The organism is Planomonospora parontospora, assembly GCA_014647935.1.
Taxonomy (GTDB): domain Bacteria; phylum Actinomycetota; class Actinomycetes; order Streptosporangiales; family Streptosporangiaceae; genus Planomonospora; species Planomonospora parontospora.
On the sequence record BMQD01000016.1, the window covers coordinates 70,324 to 85,390 of the forward strand.

General features: G+C 73.3%; 13 protein-coding genes. 7 read left to right on the forward strand and 6 right to left on the reverse strand.

The features are described 5' to 3' along the window. Positions 1-41: 41 nt before the first annotated feature. Positions 42-839, reverse strand: coding sequence for an ABC transporter permease (locus tag IEZ07_RS23860; protein WP_191896773.1), 798 nt, complete (start codon positions 837-839; stop codon positions 42-44). A 210-nt stretch (positions 840-1,049) separates the two neighbouring features. On the opposite strand from IEZ07_RS23860, the gene IEZ07_RS23865 reads away from it, so the two are divergent. From IEZ07_RS23865 to IEZ07_RS23875, 3 genes are all read left to right on the forward strand, one after another. Next, positions 1,050-2,150, forward strand: coding sequence for an alpha/beta hydrolase (locus IEZ07_RS23865; RefSeq protein WP_191896774.1), 1,101 nt, complete (start codon positions 1,050-1,052; stop codon positions 2,148-2,150). Positions 2,151-2,507: 357 nt separating this feature from the next. Beyond that, positions 2,508-4,229 carry a protein kinase domain-containing protein gene (locus IEZ07_RS23870; protein WP_191896775.1) on the forward strand — a complete coding sequence of 574 codons (1,722 nt, stop codon included), beginning with the start codon at positions 2,508-2,510 and terminating at the stop codon, positions 4,227-4,229. Positions 4,230-4,323: 94 nt separating this feature from the next. Continuing rightward, positions 4,324-5,136 carry an ABC transporter ATP-binding protein gene (locus IEZ07_RS23875; RefSeq protein ID WP_196467459.1) on the forward strand — a complete coding sequence of 271 codons (813 nt, stop codon included), beginning with the start codon at positions 4,324-4,326 and terminating at the stop codon, positions 5,134-5,136. 133 nt (positions 5,137-5,269) lie between these two features. On the opposite strand, the gene IEZ07_RS23880 is transcribed toward IEZ07_RS23875, so the two are convergent. The 4 genes from IEZ07_RS23880 to IEZ07_RS23895 all read right to left on the reverse strand — a co-directional run bounded on the left by IEZ07_RS23880 (position 5,270) and on the right by IEZ07_RS23895 (position 8,285). Then, positions 5,270-5,557, reverse strand: coding sequence for an HU family DNA-binding protein (locus IEZ07_RS23880; RefSeq protein WP_068893833.1), 288 nt, complete (start codon positions 5,555-5,557; stop codon positions 5,270-5,272). Between the two features lie 239 nt (positions 5,558-5,796). Continuing rightward, positions 5,797-6,009: a hypothetical protein gene (locus tag IEZ07_RS23885; protein ID WP_153054023.1), complete on the reverse strand. Its 213-nt coding sequence runs from the start codon at positions 6,007-6,009 to the stop codon at positions 5,797-5,799. A gap of 126 nt (positions 6,010-6,135) precedes the next feature. Continuing rightward, a complete protein-coding gene (locus tag IEZ07_RS23890) occupies positions 6,136-7,020 on the reverse strand; it encodes an SDR family oxidoreductase (RefSeq protein ID WP_191896777.1) in 885 nt (294 codons plus the stop codon). A gap of 2 nt (positions 7,021-7,022) precedes the next feature. Further along, the gene (locus IEZ07_RS23895; RefSeq protein WP_191896778.1) at positions 7,023-8,285 is read right to left on the reverse strand and encodes an MFS transporter; all 1,263 of its coding nucleotides are present in this window, start codon (positions 8,283-8,285) and stop codon (positions 7,023-7,025) included. Between the two features lie 80 nt (positions 8,286-8,365). Here IEZ07_RS23895 and IEZ07_RS23900 point away from each other — a divergent pair, with 80 nt between their 5' ends. Beyond that, on the forward strand, positions 8,366-9,265 hold the full coding sequence (locus tag IEZ07_RS23900; RefSeq protein ID WP_191896779.1) for a LysR family transcriptional regulator: 900 nt from the start codon (positions 8,366-8,368) through the stop codon (positions 9,263-9,265). Positions 9,266-9,484: 219 nt separating this feature from the next. Here the strand turns inward: IEZ07_RS23900 and aceA are convergent, their stop codons facing one another. Then, the gene (gene aceA, locus IEZ07_RS23905) at positions 9,485-10,774 is read right to left on the reverse strand and encodes an isocitrate lyase (RefSeq protein WP_191896780.1); all 1,290 of its coding nucleotides are present in this window, start codon (positions 10,772-10,774) and stop codon (positions 9,485-9,487) included. Between the two features lie 384 nt (positions 10,775-11,158). On the opposite strand from aceA, the gene IEZ07_RS23910 reads away from it, so the two are divergent. The 3 genes from IEZ07_RS23910 (at position 11,159) to IEZ07_RS23920 (ending at position 15,067) form a co-directional block, all read left to right on the forward strand. After that, on the forward strand, positions 11,159-12,628 hold the full coding sequence (locus tag IEZ07_RS23910; protein ID WP_068893828.1) for a helix-turn-helix transcriptional regulator: 1,470 nt from the start codon (positions 11,159-11,161) through the stop codon (positions 12,626-12,628). Between the two features lie 98 nt (positions 12,629-12,726). Further along, complete coding sequence (locus IEZ07_RS23915; protein ID WP_191896781.1) at positions 12,727-13,698, forward strand: glucosyl-3-phosphoglycerate synthase; 972 nt, start codon at positions 12,727-12,729, stop codon at positions 13,696-13,698. Between the two features lie 148 nt (positions 13,699-13,846). Next, on the forward strand, positions 13,847-15,067 hold the full coding sequence (locus IEZ07_RS23920) for an acyl-CoA dehydrogenase family protein (protein WP_191896782.1): 1,221 nt from the start codon (positions 13,847-13,849) through the stop codon (positions 15,065-15,067).

Sequence of the window (15,067 nt, forward strand, 5' to 3'; positions counted from 1 at the left end):
CCCGGGCGCCCGCGGCGCGGTCCGGCTCGGACCGTCCCGGGTCAGCCACCCTGGACCACCACCTTGCGGCGGGCGGCTCGGGTGGCCAGTGCGCCCAGCGCGAGCAGCGCCGCCGCCCACGAGATCTGGAAGGCGAGCGCCTCCAGGACGTCCCGCTTGCCGAGGTAGACGTCGGCGGGGACCTGGACCATGGCCGCCCAGGGCAGGGTGCGGGTCAACTCGCCGAACCAGCCGGGGAACAGGTTCAGGGGCAGGACCATGCCGCTGAGGAAGAGCGTCAGCACCAGCGAGAGCGACTGCACGCCCTGGTCGTCGACGATCCAGAAGCACGACAGCGCCGTCAGGTAGCGCAGGGCGAAGCTGACCAGCACGCCCAGGGTGAAGGAGGCGGCGAAGGCGGCCCAGGCCGCCGGACCGGCCGGCACGACGATGCCGAAGAGGGCGGCGCCGAGAAAGGTGGGCGGCAGGCTGCGCAGCAGGAACAGGTAGGCGGCGCGGCCCAGGTCGTCGGCGAGGCTCCACAGCTGCAGGGAGGCCGGGCGCAGCAGGTCGACGGCGACGTCCCCGCTGCGCACGCGCCCGGCGAGCTGCAGCCCGCCGCCGAAGACCTGCATGGGACCGATGAACGCCTGGCTGAGGAAGCAGAAGGTGACGGCGTCCGTCACGTCGTATCCGGCGAGGCCTGGGCGGGCCTGCCAGAGGGCGATCAGGACGTAGGCGCGGAGGATGCCGAAGACGCTGTTGGTGAAGGCTCCGGCGAGGGCGGCGGCGCGGTAGGCGGAGTGACGGCGGAAGCCGTAGGCGGCGATGCGCGCGTAGAGCAGGAAGACGTCCTCCATGGAGGTTCCGGTGCACCGGGGCGGCCGTGTCATTTTCCCCGCGGCCCGGGCCCGGGGCAACGGGTTTTGCGGTGCGCATCCGCGGCCGGCCGGACTCCGGCTACGGAGAGATATGGGACATCTCGTCACATATCCGTAACCATGGCGATATCTTCGCGGAATGGTAGAAGGAAGTTCTGAAGGGCATCCTCCTGTCAAGGAGGTGCCCGCATGAACGACGAGATCAACGTGGACGTCTGCCCCGGTTACCCCGTCAGCTGGCAGGCCACGGCGCTCAACACGATCCTGCGCGGCACCTTCAAGCCGATCTCCGGGCTGCTGCTGCGGTCGGACGCCAGCGTGGTCGCCGCCTCGCGGATCGTCGCCCTCGCCAAGAAGGTCCCGCTCCGGTTGCCGGGGCATGTGACCGTCGAGGGGGAGTCCTTCGGAGGGTGCGAGGGGGAGTGGGTCCGCGCCGGGCGGGAGCTCGACGAGCGCAGGGTCCTGCTCTACTTCCACGGCGGCGCCTACTTCGTCTGCTCCCCGGCCACCCACCGGCCGATCACCTGGCGCCTGTCGGTCGCCGCCCGCCGCCCGGTGCTGGCCCTCGACTACCGCCAGGGCCCGGTGCACACGCTGGCCGAGTCGCTCGAGGACGCGCTCGCCGCCTACCGGTGCCTGCTGGAACGAGGCTACGACCCGGCCGACGTCCTGTTCGCCGGCGACTCGGCGGGCGGTCACCTCACCCTGGCCGCCCTGCTGGCGCTGCGCGACCGGGGGCTCCCGCTGCCCGCGGCCGCCGTGTGCCTGTCCCCGTGGACCGACCTCACCGACACCCCCCGCCGGGTCAACCGCCTGGCCGACCCGCTGATCCCGGCCGGTCGTGTCGACTGGCTCGCCCGGCGCTGGACCTCCGGCCTCGACCCCCGCGACCCCCTGGTCTCCCCGGTGCTGGGCGACTACGCGGGACTGCCGCCGCTGATGATCGTCACCGGTTCCACCGAGGTCCTCCGCGACGAGGGCCGCCGCGTCGCCGAACGCGCCCGCGAGGCGGGCGTGCCGGTGACCTACGAGGAGTGGCGGCGGATGCCGCACGTCTTCCCCCTCCTGGCCGACATCCTCCCCGAGGCGCGCCAGGCGTTCCTGCACATCGCCCGCTTCCTGAGCGCGGCCCGGGCGCTCTCCGCCGGGGACGTCCCCGCGGCGGACACCTCCGACGGCGGTCCGCTCGCCGCGGACCTGCGTGCCGCGGATCCCGGTGCCGCGGACCTGCTCGCCGCGGACCTCCTCACCCCGGACCCCGCCGCCGGGACCGGCTCGGCCGCGGCCTGACGGGGCGGTCGCCGCCGGGTACGGCCTCGCCGCCCGGCCCGGTCCGCCCGGCCTCGCCATCCGGTCCGGTCCGGCGGTGGCCGGCCGGGAGAACGGGGCCGGGGTCGGGGGGATGGAGCCGAGGGCCGGGGGATGGAGCCGGGGCCGGAGGACCTTTCCCGCAGATCGCGCCGGTGTTTCCAGCACCTCCGACCCCACCGGTTACTTACCTCCAGGGATCATTCGCCTTACCCGCCATAGTGCTTGTGACGGGTCGGGCGCGAGGGCCCGCTCCACCGGGTCACAGTGTGCTTGCCGTAGCGCGCACACGAGAGGCTCATCCGGATGGCACGTGGCGGAACCGGCCCCGGGAACGGGATGCCCCCTGGCGTGCGGCCGCTGACCGTGGGGGACCCGGTCACCATCGGCCGCCATCTCCTGCTCGGCCGGCTCGGCGCCGGCGGCATGGGCGTGGTCTACCTGGCCGAGCACCCGCGCGGCGGCGTGGTCGCGATCAAGACGCCGCACCCGGTGCATCTCGACGATCCCACGCTCCGCGCCCGGTTCGCGGAGGAAGTGGAGTTCTCCCGCCGGGTGGTCCCGTTCTGCACCGCCGCGGTGATCGAGGACGGCACCGACCGGGAACGGCCCTACCTGGTCTCCGAGTACGTCCCCGGTCCCTCGCTCTCCCAGGTGGTCTCCGCCCGCGGCCCGCTCACCCCCGACCTCGCCTACGGCGTCGCCCTGGGCGTGGCCGCCGCGCTGACGGCGGTGCACGAGGCCGGGCTGGTCCACCGCGACCTGAAGCCCGCCAACGTGCTGCTGTCGCACACCGGCCCGCGGGTCATCGACTTCGGGATCGCCAGGGACGTGGACGGCCTCGCCTCCCACACCCAGGCCGGGCAGGTCATGGGGAGCCCGGGCTGGGTGGCTCCGGAACGCCTCACCGGAGGCAGGGCCCTGCCGCCCTCCGACGTCTTCTCCTGGGGATGCCTGGTCGCCTACGCGGCGACCGGCCACCATCCGTTCGGCGCGGGCGAGCCCGACGAACTGACCCGGCGGATCCTGGTGGAACCGCCGCGGCTCGCCGCGGTGCCCGCGCTGCTGCGCCCGGTGGTCGAGGCCGCGCTGGACAAGGAGCCCGCCCGGCGCCCCCCGGCGGCGGACCTGCTCGGCGCGCTGCTCGCGGTGGGCGGGGTGGGAGACCCGTGGGACCTGCGGGTGGCGGTGGCCGAGGTGCTGGCGGAGGTCTGGACGCCGGTCCCGTACCCGCAGGCGGAGGAGCACCCGGATCCGCAGGCGGAGGGCCGCCCGGATCCGCGGCCGGGGCGTCCGGGAACCGGTCCGCCCCACCCGCCGTGGCCCCACCACCCGTGGCCCGACCCGTCGTCGCCCCGCCCGCCGACGGCCCGTCCGCCGCAGGCCCACCCGGTTCCAGGTCCGGCGGCGGACCGGTCCCGGAACCGGCCGCGGGCCCGCGAACGGCCCCCGGTCCCGGCCGGGGGAACCCGCAGGGCCCCCCGCAACGGCCCCCACCTGCCCCAGGCCGGGTTCGCCGCGCTGGCCGCGGCCTCCATGGCGGTGCTCGCCGTCGTCGCCGCGGGCAACGGCGTCCTCGGCGGCGGCGGCGCCCGGCCGCCCGAGCACGTGCCGATGGTGATCCCGGCCGACGGCACGCCCACGGGCGGCGCCTTCCGCCGGACCCGCCCTCCGGCCGGCGGGACCAGGAGCGTGCCGCCGGTCAGCCCGTCCACGATCACGGTCACCACGACGCGGACGATGCCGGTGCCGCAGGTGAGCGGGCACGCGGAGGAGCCGGCGCCGGACGGACCGCGCGATCCCGGAGAACCCTCCGACGAGCCCGGGGGCGGTGACCCCGGGGGACCGCGGCCCTGCGCGGACGGGGAAGGCGGGGCCGCGGCGCGGGGCCCCGGCAGGGACTGCCCGACGGGGACGGCCGCGCCCGAACCCTCCTTCACCCGGATCCCGCAGACCGGGGACGGGGAGAGCCCCTCGCCGTCCCCGAGCGGCTCCGTGACGCCGACCGCCGCCTCCTCCTCCCCGTCCTCCTCCGGCCCCGTGCCGCAGATCGGCGGCTGAGGGGCCGTACAGGCCTCCGGGAGGGGGCGGGGCCATCCGTCAGGGTGAACGGCCCGTTAGGGTGAACGGCGCCAACCGAGTCGGAGGGGGAGCTGTGCCGGGTGCGGTCGAACTGAGCGGTGTCGGGGTCCGGGTGGTCGGGCGGACGCTGCTGGCGGACATCGACTGGCAGGTGGAGTACGGCCAGCACTGGGTCGTCCTCGGACCCAACGGGGCGGGCAAGACGACGATGCTCTCGCTGGCCGCCGCCGTACGGCATCCCAGTGAGGGCGCGGCCACGGTGCTCGGCCAGCGGCTGGGCCGGGTGGACCTGAGGGAGCTGCGCCGCCGCATCGGCCTGGTCGCGGCCAGCCAGCGGCTCGTCGACGAGGAGCTGCTGGAGGAGGAGGGCGCCACCGCGCACACCGTCGTCCTCACCGGCTACACCGGGAGCAGCGCTCCGCTCTGGGACCGCTACGGTCCCGGCGAGGACGAGCGCGCCCGGCGGCTGCTGGCCGACATGGGCTGCAAGGACCTGGGCGACCGGCTGTTCCGCGTCTGCTCGCAGGGCGAGCGGGCCCGCATCCGGGTGGCCAGGGCGCTGATGGCCGATCCGGTGATCCTGCTGCTGGACGAGCCGTTCGCCGGGCTCGACCTGCCCGCCCGCGAGGACCTGATCACCGTGCTGGAGGAGCTGGCGACGGTACGGCCGGCGCTGACCACGATCACCGTGACGCACCACCTGGAGGAGGTGCCGGCGACCACGACGCACGCGCTGCTGATGCGCGACGCCCGGATCCAGGCGGCGGGACCGGTGGGGGAGGTCCTCACCGACGAGGGCCTGTCGGAGTGCTTCGGCCGCCCCCTGCGGATCGACCGCCTGGACGGCCGCTGGTCGGCCCGAGCCGTACGGGGGAGGCACGGGTAGGGCGGGGCGTCCGTCCTTCCCGCGCCGGGACCGGTCCTCGGGCTGCTACCGCACGGTGCCGGCCCCCCGCGGGGGCCGATGTCCCCGCGGGGGCCGGCACCCTGCGACGGCGGGCGCGCCGGGCGGTGCGGGCTCAGTCCTTCTTGCGCTGGCGGATCAGCCCCATGAACCCGGGGCTGGGCTTGAACCGGGCCGTCCAGGTCTCGGCGATCTCCAGCGGTTCGCCGGTCTGCGGGTTGCGGCCGGTCCTGGCGGGTTTGTGGACGATCTCGAAGGAGCCGAAGCCGGGGATCGCCACCTTGTCCTCGCCCGCGACGGCGTGCTGGATGGTGTCCAGGATCGCGTCCAGCGCCGCGGCGGTCTGCCGCCGGGTGAGACCGGCCTCCGCCGCCGCCTTCTCGATCAGCTCGCGCTTGTTCATCTACTTCTTTCCTGCAGTGCCCGGGAGGACCAACACTACGGGGATCGCGCGGTCCGTTTCATCCCTCGGGCGCGGGGAATGCGGCCAGGCGCTCGGCCTCCCGCTGCAGGGCCTCGACGAGGAGGAGCTCCAGCCGGAGGTCCTCGCAGGCGAGGCCGTGCGGAACTCCCGTCTCCATTCCGACCTCCCTGCCTACACCGACGCCCGGCCGGGGGCGGAAGTTCACGGCCGGGCGGGGGTCACGCCCCGACGTGACCGAACCTTTGCCGCTCGTCGCTGTCGGCCATGACCAGCTGCGCCAGATCCACGTGGCGGCCCACCTCCCGCACGTCGGCGCAGTCCGCCACGAGCACGCGTTCCCCGCCGATCAGGCGGGTGACGCGCAGGCACGGTCGATCGTTCACCACGAGCGCCTCGACTTCGATGCCGTGCGGCCCCAGCCATATCCCCATAAGGCCGAGGCTAGGGAGACAAGAGTAAGCACGGGGTAACTGGAGGGGCATATAAGGATGGAATATCTATGTCCGGGTAAACTTCTCCACGAGCGCCCGTATTGTGCATTTCACCGCAATTCCCGTTCAGTGCCCGCCGACCGGGGCGAACGCGGCGGCGTGGTCGCGGACGAAGTCGGCGACGTCGCGCGGGGGGCGGCCGAGCAGGTCGGCGACCGTGCCGGTGGTGAAGTCCCCCCAGCCGGCGGCGTATGCCCGTGCGTACTCCTCGAGCATGTCGGCGATCCATTTCGGAACGCCGTGGCCGAGCAGTGCGCCGCGCTTGGCGTCGTGGCCGACCGGCACGTACGCGACCGGCCTGCCGAGCGCGAGGCTCAGCCGGTCGGCGACCTCGTCGAACGTCACCGAGCGCGGGCCGGTGAGGGTGTACGTCTCGCCGTGGTGGCGGTCCGGGCCGTCGAGGAGCACGCGGGCGGCGCACTCGGCGATGTCGCGCGCGTCGATCATGCCGATCCGCGCCGAGGCCATGTTCAGGGAGAACGTGCCGGTGGCGGAGACGTCGCCCGCCTCGTTCAGCAGGTTCTGCATGAACCAGTGCGGGCGCAGGATCGTCCAGCGCATGCCGCACCGCTCGGTCTCCCGGTCGGACAGCGCGTGCAGCCTGCCGCTGCGGTTCGGCGCGTCGTGCGCCGCGCCGACCACGGACAGGCGCACGATGCGCTCCACCCCGGCCTGGCGGGCGGCCCACACGGCGTTCATGCTGTGCTCCGGAGCGCGCGGGCCGTTCGGGGTGAGCAGCCACACGTCCTGCACGCCCTCGAAGGCGGGCGGCAGCGACCGGGCGTCGCCGAGGTCGCCGACGAAGACCTCGGCGCCCCGCCCGCGCGGGCCGTCGGCTCCGGATGCCTCGCGGACGAGGGCGCGGAGGCCCAACCCGGTTCCCTGCAGCGCGTCCATCAGCGCGCTGGACACGGTCCCGGTGGCTCCGGTGATCAGTACGGTGCGCGGCACGGTCATTCTCCCTTGGTGGTGGTGAGGACACGGATCAGGCCGCGTACCGCGGCGGTCTTCGGGGGTCTTCCCGCCGCCCGGCCGGCGGTGAGGCGCTCCAGGACCCAGAGCGCGGCGGTCCCGGCCGAGAGGGCGGCGCCCAGGACGCACACGCCGGTCCAGCCGCCGCTCACCCATACCGCCGACGTCAGCGCGGAGCCCACCGCGCCGCCGAGGAACATGGAGGTCATGAAGGCGGAGTTGATCCGGTTGCGGGCCTCGGGCCGGAGTGCGTAGAGGACGTTCTGGCTGCTGTTGAGCACCGCCTGGTGCGCCAGGTCGAGCACGATCACGCCGGCGAGCAGCCAGACCGGCGAGTGCGCCCCGGCCGCGATCGCCGCCCAGGACGCGAGCAGCAGGACCGCCCCGGCACCGGTCACGGTCTGGACGTGCCCGCGGTCGGCCAGCCGCCCGGCCACCGTGGCGGTCAGCGCGCCCGCGGCGCCCACCAGGCCGAACAGGCCGATGACCGATTCCGTCCAGCCGTACGGCGGTCCCACCAGCAGGAAGGCCGAGGCCGTCCACAGCACGCTGAAGGCGGCGAGGCTCGACGCGCCGATGCCCGCCCGCCACCGCAGCAGCGGCTCCTGCCGGAACATCGAGACCGTCGAGCGGAGCAGCTCCGGATAGGACAGGCGCCCGCCGTCCCCGCCGAGCCTGGGCAGGAGGACGCGCAGCAGTACGGCCATCAGCGCCATCAGGGCGGCGTGCACCCAGTAGACCGTCCGCCACCCGCCGAGTTCCGACAGCGCTCCGGACGCGGTCCGCGCCAGCAGCAGGCCGAGCATCAGCCCGGTCATCACCGTGCCGACCACCCGGCCGCGCTCCGCCGGGTCCGCCAGCGTCGCCGCGAACGGCACCACCACCTGCGCCCCGACCGAGGTCAGGGCGGTCAGGGCGGTGCCGGCCAGGAGCACCGTCCCGTTGGCGGCGGTGGCCGACACCAGCAGGAACAGCGCGGTCGCCGCGTAGAGCGCCACCGTCAGCCGCCGCCGCTCCATCAGGTCGCCCAGCGGCACCAGCAGGATCAGCCCCAGCGCGTACCCGCCCTGGGCGGCCGTCACCACCAGCGCCGCCGACGAGGGCCCGATCCCCAGCTCCCGGCCGATCAGGTCGAGCAGCGGCTGCGCGAAGTAGTTCCCCGCGACGGCCGATCCGGTCGCGGTGGACATGAGCAGGAGCAGCCCGCGCGGCAGGCCGCCGGGGTGGGATCTCGTCGCGGTCATGCCCCCAGCCTCGGCCATGAACGATCAATGAGTCCAATGCATGTTCATCATCGGCAGCGATCGTGTATCAAGATTGATCCATGGAGCTCCAGCAGATGCGCTACGTCGTCGCCGTCGCGGAGACGGGCAACTTCACCCGCGCCGCCGAACGGTGCCTGGTCGTCCAGTCCGCCCTCAGCCACCAGATCGCCCGCCTGGAACGCGAGCTGGGGGCCAGGCTGTTCGAGCGCACCAGCCGCCGCGTCCGGCTGACCTCCGCCGGGGAGGCGTTCCTGCCCGCGGCCCGCCAGGCCCTCGAGGCCGCCGAACGGGCCCGCGCCGAGGTGGCGGCGGCCGCCGGGGAGATCCGGGGCCGCCTCGCCGTCGGCGCCATCCCCACCGTCACGGCCGTCGACCTGCCGACCGAGCTGAGGCGATTCCACCTGCGGCACCGGCAGGTGCGGATCAGTCTCCGCTCGGGCGCGAGCGAGGAACTGACCGAACGGGTGCGGCAGGGCACCCTGGACGTCGCGTTCCTGGGGCTGCCGGTGGGCGCTCCGCCCAAGGGCGTCCGCGGCCGCGAACTGGCGCGCGGCCATCTCGTCGCCGTGGTGGCGCCCGGTCACCCGCTGGCGGACAGGGAGCAGGTGGAGCTGCGCCACCTGTCGGACGAGCCGTTCGTCGACTTCCCCGCGGGCACCGCCGGGCGGATCCAGTCGGACGAGGCGTTCGCGGCGGCCGGAGTGCGGCGCGAGGTCGCCTTCGAGGTGAGCTCCCCCGACTTCATGGCCCGCCTGATCCGGCAGGGCCTGGGCATCGGGATGCTGCCCGCGGACTTCGTCTCCGAGCTCCCCGACCTGCCCGTCGTCCGGCTCGGCGACGCCCCGGCCCGCATGGAGTACCTCGTCTGGAGCCGCTCGTCCCCGTCCCCCGCCGCCGCGGCGTTCCTGTCCGCCCTCGGCGTCCCGGCGGCCGGGCCCCCGGATCCGCCGGGCCCGTGACTTCAGGAGCCCGGGCCGGAACGGGGAAACCCCGCCTCCCTGGGGGGAAGGAGGCGGGGTCTTCGTCCTGGTCTCGGGAGTCCGAGTCCGAGGGCGGACCGGGAGCGCGGGCCTCGGCTCAGGCGGGTGCCCGGCGGGCCGGGGCGGGCTCCGCATGCCCTGAAGAGCCGCCCCGGCCCGCGCGGACTGCGAAACCCGCGCTCCCGGTCCTTCCTCGGATCAGTGAGCCTCGAACTGCTCCTCCTCCGTGGAGCCCTTCAGGGCCGTGGTGGAGGAGTCCGGCGCGATGGCCGTGCTGACCAGGTCGAAGTATCCGGTGCCGACCTCGCGCTGGTGGCGGGTGGCGGTGTAGCCGCGGGACTCGGCGGAGAACTCGGCCTCCTGGAGCTCGACGTAGGCGGTCATGCCCTCCTCGGCGTAGCCCTGCGCCAGGTTGAACATCGAGTAGTTGAGCGAGTGGAAGCCCGCCAGCGTGATGAACTGGAACTTGTAGCCCATGTGGCCGAGCTCGCGCTGGAACTTGGCGATGGTGGAGTCGTCCAGGTGCTTCTTCCAGTTGAACGACGGTGAGCAGTTGTAGGCCAGCATCTGGTCCGGGTACCGCGCCTTGATCGCCTCGGCGAACTCGCGGGCCACGTCCAGGTCCGGGGTGGAGGTCTCCATCCACAGCAGGTCGGAGTGGGGCGCGTAGGCCAGGCCGCGGGCGATGCAGGCGTCGACGCCGTTGCGGACCCGGTAGAAGCCCTCGGCGGTACGGTCGCCGGTGACGAACTTCTGGTCGCGGGGGTCGACGTCACTGGTCAGCAGCGTCGCGGCCTGGGCGTCGGTCCGCGCGATGATCAGGGACGGCACACCCGCCACGTCGGCCGCGAGACGGGCCGCGTTGAGGGTCTTGATGTGCTGGCCGGTCGGGATGAGGACCTTCCCGCCGAGGTGGCCGCACTTCTTCTCGGAGGCCAGCTGGTCCTCCCAGTGCACGCCGGCGGCACCGGCGGCGATCATGCCCTTCATCAGCTCGAAGGCGTTCAGCACGCCGCCGAAGCCGGCCTCGGCGTCGGCCACGATCGGAGCCAGCCAGTGCGGCGCGCTCTCGTCGCCCTCGGACCAGGTGATCTGGTCGGCGCGGAGCAGCGCGTTGTTGATGCGGCGCACGACGGCCGGCACCGAGTTGGCCGGGTAGAGGCTCTGGTCCGGGTAGGTCTGGGCGCCGAGGTTGGCGTCGGCGGCGACCTGCCAGCCGGACAGGTAGATCGCCTTCAGCCCCGCCTTGACCTGCTGGACGGCCTGGTTGCCGGTCAGCGCGCCGAGGGCGTGGACGTAGTCCTCGCTGTGCAGCAGGTCCCACAGCCGCTCCGCGCCGAGCTTGGCGAGAGTGTGCTCCTCCTGGACCGAGCCCCGCAGCCGCACGACGTCCTCGGCCGTGTAGGTCCGCTCGGTGCCCTTCCAACGGGGGTCGGTCTCCCACTCGCGCCGCAGTTCCTCTGCGGCTCCCTTGAGGCGATCGTTCATTTTTTCACTCCTTGTCGTCCCCTGGGTGCCTTGCCCTGAGTGTGTGCCCCGACGAAACGGGGGAACAAGGTGCTTTTCGCGGAAAGAACGATATTTTTTCCGATTTAACCAATACTCGCCAGTATTCGATAGAGAAGAACATCAGAGTTTTCGCTATGGACTAGACCAATCGTGTGTGTGGTCCAGCTCACCCGGCACCCGTCGAGGGGTGGCGGCCGGGCGGTCGTGGAGGCCCCGGAGACATGCGCCGCGCGGGCCGAAGGTGTGCGGTGCGCGGGCCGGCCGGAGGCCGGTCGGGGAGGGTGGGGGCCTTACCCGCGCGCCGTACGGGGATGCGCGGTTCGCGAGTGGAAGATGGGCGGAATTTTCGCTTAGGATCGGGACATGACACCGCTGGTCGGAGAAGAACCGCTTTCTTTGACACAGGAGCTCGACCTCATCGCCTTCGGTCAGCGCCTGCGCCACCTGCGCAAGCAGCGCGGCCTGACCCTCTCCGACCTGGGCGAACGGGTGGGCCGGGCGCCGAGCCAGCTCTCCCTGCTGGAGAACGGCAAGCGCGAGCCGAAGCTGTCGCTGCTCAAGTCGCTCGCGTCCGCGCTCAACGTGCCGGTGGAGGAACTGCTCCGGCGGCAGGCGCCCAACCGGCGCGCGCAGCTGGAGATGGAGCTGGAGGAGGCCCAGCGCGATCCGCTCTACGCCGGCCTCGGGCTGCCCCGGCTGAAGGTCTCCGCGCGCGTGCCCAACGACGTGCTCGAGCACATCCTCGGCCTCTACGGCGAGCTCCGCTCCCGCCAGGCCAAGGGCACCGCCACCCCGGAGGAGGCCCGCGCCGCCAACGCCGAGCTCCGCCGCAAGCAGCGCGAGCAGGGCAACTACTTCGCGGAGATCGAGAAGGCGGCGGCCGAGGCGCTGGCCGCGGTCGGCTACCGCTCCGGCGCGCTCTCGCAGAGCACCGTCCAGGCGCTGGTCACCCACTTCGGCTACAGCGTGCGGACCGTGCAGGACCTGCCCCGGACGGTCCGTTCGATCACCGACCTGCGCAACCGGCGCATCTACGTCAAGCACGAGCAGCTCGGCATGCACACCCCCCGCACGATCCTGCTGCAGACCATCGGCCACCTGGCCCTCGGCCACCACAAGCCCCGCGACTTCGCCGACTTCCTGCGCCAGCGGACCGAGGCCAACTACTTCGCCGCCGCGGTCCTCGTGCCCGAGGCCGCCGCCGCGCCGTACCTGCGGGAGGCCAAGCAGGACCGGGCGCTCAGCGTCGAGGACCTGCGCGACGTGTTCGCGGTCTCCTACGAGATGGCCGCGCACCGCTTCACCAACCTGGCCACGCACCATTTGGACCTGGTCTGCCACTTCGTCCGCAACGACGTCGGCGGGATCATCTACAAGGCCTACGAGAACGACGGCATCGTCTTCCCCGCCGACGAGCAGGGCGCGATCGAGGGCCAGCGCATGTGCCTGCAGTGGTCGGGCCGGCAGGTCTTCCTCTCGCCCGACCGCTTCTCCGTCTTCTACCAGTACTCCGACTCGCCCACCGGCACCTATTTCTGCGTCGCCCACGTGGACCCGAGCCGGGAGCGCGACTTCGCCATCACGCTCGGCGTGCCGTACCGCGAGTCGCGCTGGTTCCGCGGCCGGGAGACCGTGAACCGGACCAAGTCCGAGTGCCCGAACGGCGACTGCTGCCGCCGCCCGCCGCCCGAGCTGGCCCAGCGCTGGGAGGGCTACGCCTGGCCCTCGGCGCGCGCCAACTCGCACGTCCTGGTGGCGCTCCCGCCCGGGTCCTTCCCCGGCGTGGACGAGGCCGACGTCTACACCTTCCTGGAGCGCCACGCCGCCGACTGATCCCCGGGCCGCGGGACCGGTCCGGCCGGTGATTCACCCCGCAACGGCGACGCATAGGGTGATACCCGTACATTCCGGGGTGACGGGGAGGATGGGCTGTGCTGCCTGAGGTGGAGGCATGGCTGCGCCGCCGTACGTCGTCCTCGGACGACTGGTCCCCGCCGGAGTTGCTGGAGGCCAGGGGGGACGCGACGGTCAGCGTGGTGCTGCCCGCGCGCGACGAGGGGGAGACGGTCGGGGAGATCGTCTCCGCGATCCGGCGCGAGCTGATGGAGGCGGTGCCGCTCGTCGACGAGCTCGTGGTCATCGACTCCCGCTCCACCGACGACACCGCCGCGCGCGCCGCGGCGGCCGGCGCCCGCGTGGTGGCGCAGGACGAGGTCCTGCCCGACCTCAAGCCGCTGGACGGCAAGGGGGAGGCGCTGTGGAAGTCCCTCGCCGTGACCTCCGGCGACCTGCTGGTCTTCGTCGACGCGGACCTGCGGGAGTTCCGCACCTCGTTCGTGACCGGGCTGCTCGGGCCGCTGCTGGCCGATCCCGGCGTGGTCTACGTCAAGGGCTGCTACGACCGGCCGCTGCGGGACGCGCGGGGAGCGGACGCGCCGGGCGGCGGCGGGCGGGTCACCGAGCTGGTCGCGCGGCCGCTGCTCAACCTGCACTGGCCGCTGCTGGCCGGGTTCGTCCAGCCCCTCGCCGGCGAGTACGCCGGGCGGCGCTCGGTCCTGGAGCGGGTCCCGTTCGTCACCGGCTACGGCGTGGAGCTCGGGCTCCTGATCGACCTGCTGGAACTGTCCGGCCTCGACGCCCTGGCCCAGGTCGACCTGGGCCGCAGGGTGCACTCCCACCAGTCCACCGAGGCGCTCGGCGGCATGGCCGCGCAGATCCTGCAGACCTCCTGGTCGCGGCTGGCGCGCCAGGACAAGATGATCCCGCTGCACACGCCGTCCCCGCGCCTGGCCCAGTTCCGCCGCGGACCGGGCGGGCACCACGCGGCCGTGCGGGACGTGGCGGTCGCCGAGCGCCCGCCCATGATCACCGTTCCCGGCTACGGTCCTCGTACTGCGGTCTGAGCGAGGTCTGAACGGGGGCGACCGCTGCGGCCGGGTCCCCGCCGCGGGGTAGGTGAAGGAGTGGCGGGGGCGGCTTGCGCGGATGGGTCTACCCGTCAGTAAGGTAGAGGGTGTTACCGATGGTAACGCTTTCCCGGAGGGGTGGACGATGAGCGAGAACGGCTTCTGCCCGGAACTGAGCGACGACGTGCGCGAGGTGCGCGACTGGGTGCGCGAGTTCGCCCGCACGGTCGTCCGCCCGGCCGGCGCCGAGTGGGACGAGCGCGAGGAGACGCCCTGGCCGATCATCCAGGAGGCGGCCAAGATCGGTCTCTACTCGCTCGACTTCTTCGCCCAGCAGTCCTTCGAGCCCAGCGGCCTCGGCCTGATGGTCGCCTTCGAGGAGCTCTTCTGGGGTGACGCCGGGATCGGCCTGTCCATCGTCGGCACCGGCCTGGCCGCCGCGGCCCTGTCGGCCACCGGGACCCCCGAGCAGATGGGCGAGTGGCTGCCGCAGATGTTCGGCACCCCCGACGACGTCAAGCTCGGCGCGTTCTGCGCCTCCGAGCCCGACGCCGGCTCCGACGTGGGCGCCATCCGCACCCGGGCCGTCCACGACGAGGCCTCCGGCGACTGGATCCTCAACGGCGTCAAGACCTGGGCCACCAACGGCGGCATCGCCGACGTGCACGTCGTCGTCGCCTCCGTCGACCCCTCGCTCGGCACCCGCGGCCAGGCCTCCTTCGTCGTCCCGCCGGGCACCTCCGGCCTGTCGATGGGCCAGAAGTTCAAGAAGCACGGCATCCGGGCCTCCCACACCGCCGAGGTCGTCCTCGACGGCGTACGGGTGCCCGGCTCCTGCCTGCTCGGCGGCAAGGAGAAGCTGGATGCCCGGCTGGCGCGGGTCCGCGAGGGCGGCAGGGCCGGCGAGCAGGCGGCCATGCGGACCTTCGAGACGACCCGGCCCTCGGTGGCCGCCATGGCGGTCGGCATCGCCCGCGCCGGGTTCGAGTACGCCCGGGACTACGCCCGCGAGCGCGAGCAGTTCGGCCGCCGGATCGGGGAGAACCAGGCCGTCGCCTTCCTCCTCGCCGACATGGCCACCCGCGTCGACGTCGCGCGGCTGATGACCTGGCGCGCGGCCTGGATGGCCCGCAACGGCCGGTCGTTCGACCAGGCCGAGGGGTCGATGTGCAAGCTGGTGGCGGGGGAGACGGCGGTGTGGGTGACCGAGCAGGCCATCCAGATCCTCGGCGGGGCCGGCTACACCCGCGACCACCCGGTCGAGCGCTTCCACCGCGACGCGAAGATCTACACCATCTTCGAGGGCACGAGCGAGATCCAGCGCCTGATCATCGGCCGAGCGGTCACCGGCCTGCCCGTTCGCTGA

Bases quoted from the DNA above. Each gene is read 5' to 3' on its own strand.
- IEZ07_RS23880 (WP_068893833.1), bottom strand. From the start codon at position 5,557: ATGAACAAGCGCGAGCTGATCGAGAAGGCGGCGGCGGAGGCCGGTCTC.
- IEZ07_RS23900 (WP_191896779.1), top strand. From the start codon at position 8,366: ATGGAGCTCCAGCAGATGCGCTACGTCGTCGCCGTCGCGGAGACGGGC.
- aceA (WP_191896780.1), bottom strand. From the start codon at position 10,774: ATGAACGATCGCCTCAAGGGAGCCGCAGAGGAACTGCGGCGCGAGTGG.
- IEZ07_RS23865 (WP_191896774.1), top strand. From the start codon at position 1,050: ATGAACGACGAGATCAACGTGGACGTCTGCCCCGGTTACCCCGTCAGC.
- IEZ07_RS23860 (WP_191896773.1), bottom strand. From the start codon at position 839: ATGGAGGACGTCTTCCTGCTCTACGCGCGCATCGCCGCCTACGGCTTC.
- IEZ07_RS23920 (WP_191896782.1), top strand. From the start codon at position 13,847: ATGAGCGAGAACGGCTTCTGCCCGGAACTGAGCGACGACGTGCGCGAG.
- IEZ07_RS23895 (WP_191896778.1), bottom strand. From the start codon at position 8,285: ATGACCGCGACGAGATCCCACCCCGGCGGCCTGCCGCGCGGGCTGCTC.
- IEZ07_RS23870 (WP_191896775.1), top strand. From the start codon at position 2,508: ATGCCCCCTGGCGTGCGGCCGCTGACCGTGGGGGACCCGGTCACCATC.
- IEZ07_RS23885 (WP_153054023.1), bottom strand. From the start codon at position 6,009: ATGGGGATATGGCTGGGGCCGCACGGCATCGAAGTCGAGGCGCTCGTG.
- IEZ07_RS23910 (WP_068893828.1), top strand. From the start codon at position 11,159: ATGACACCGCTGGTCGGAGAAGAACCGCTTTCTTTGACACAGGAGCTC.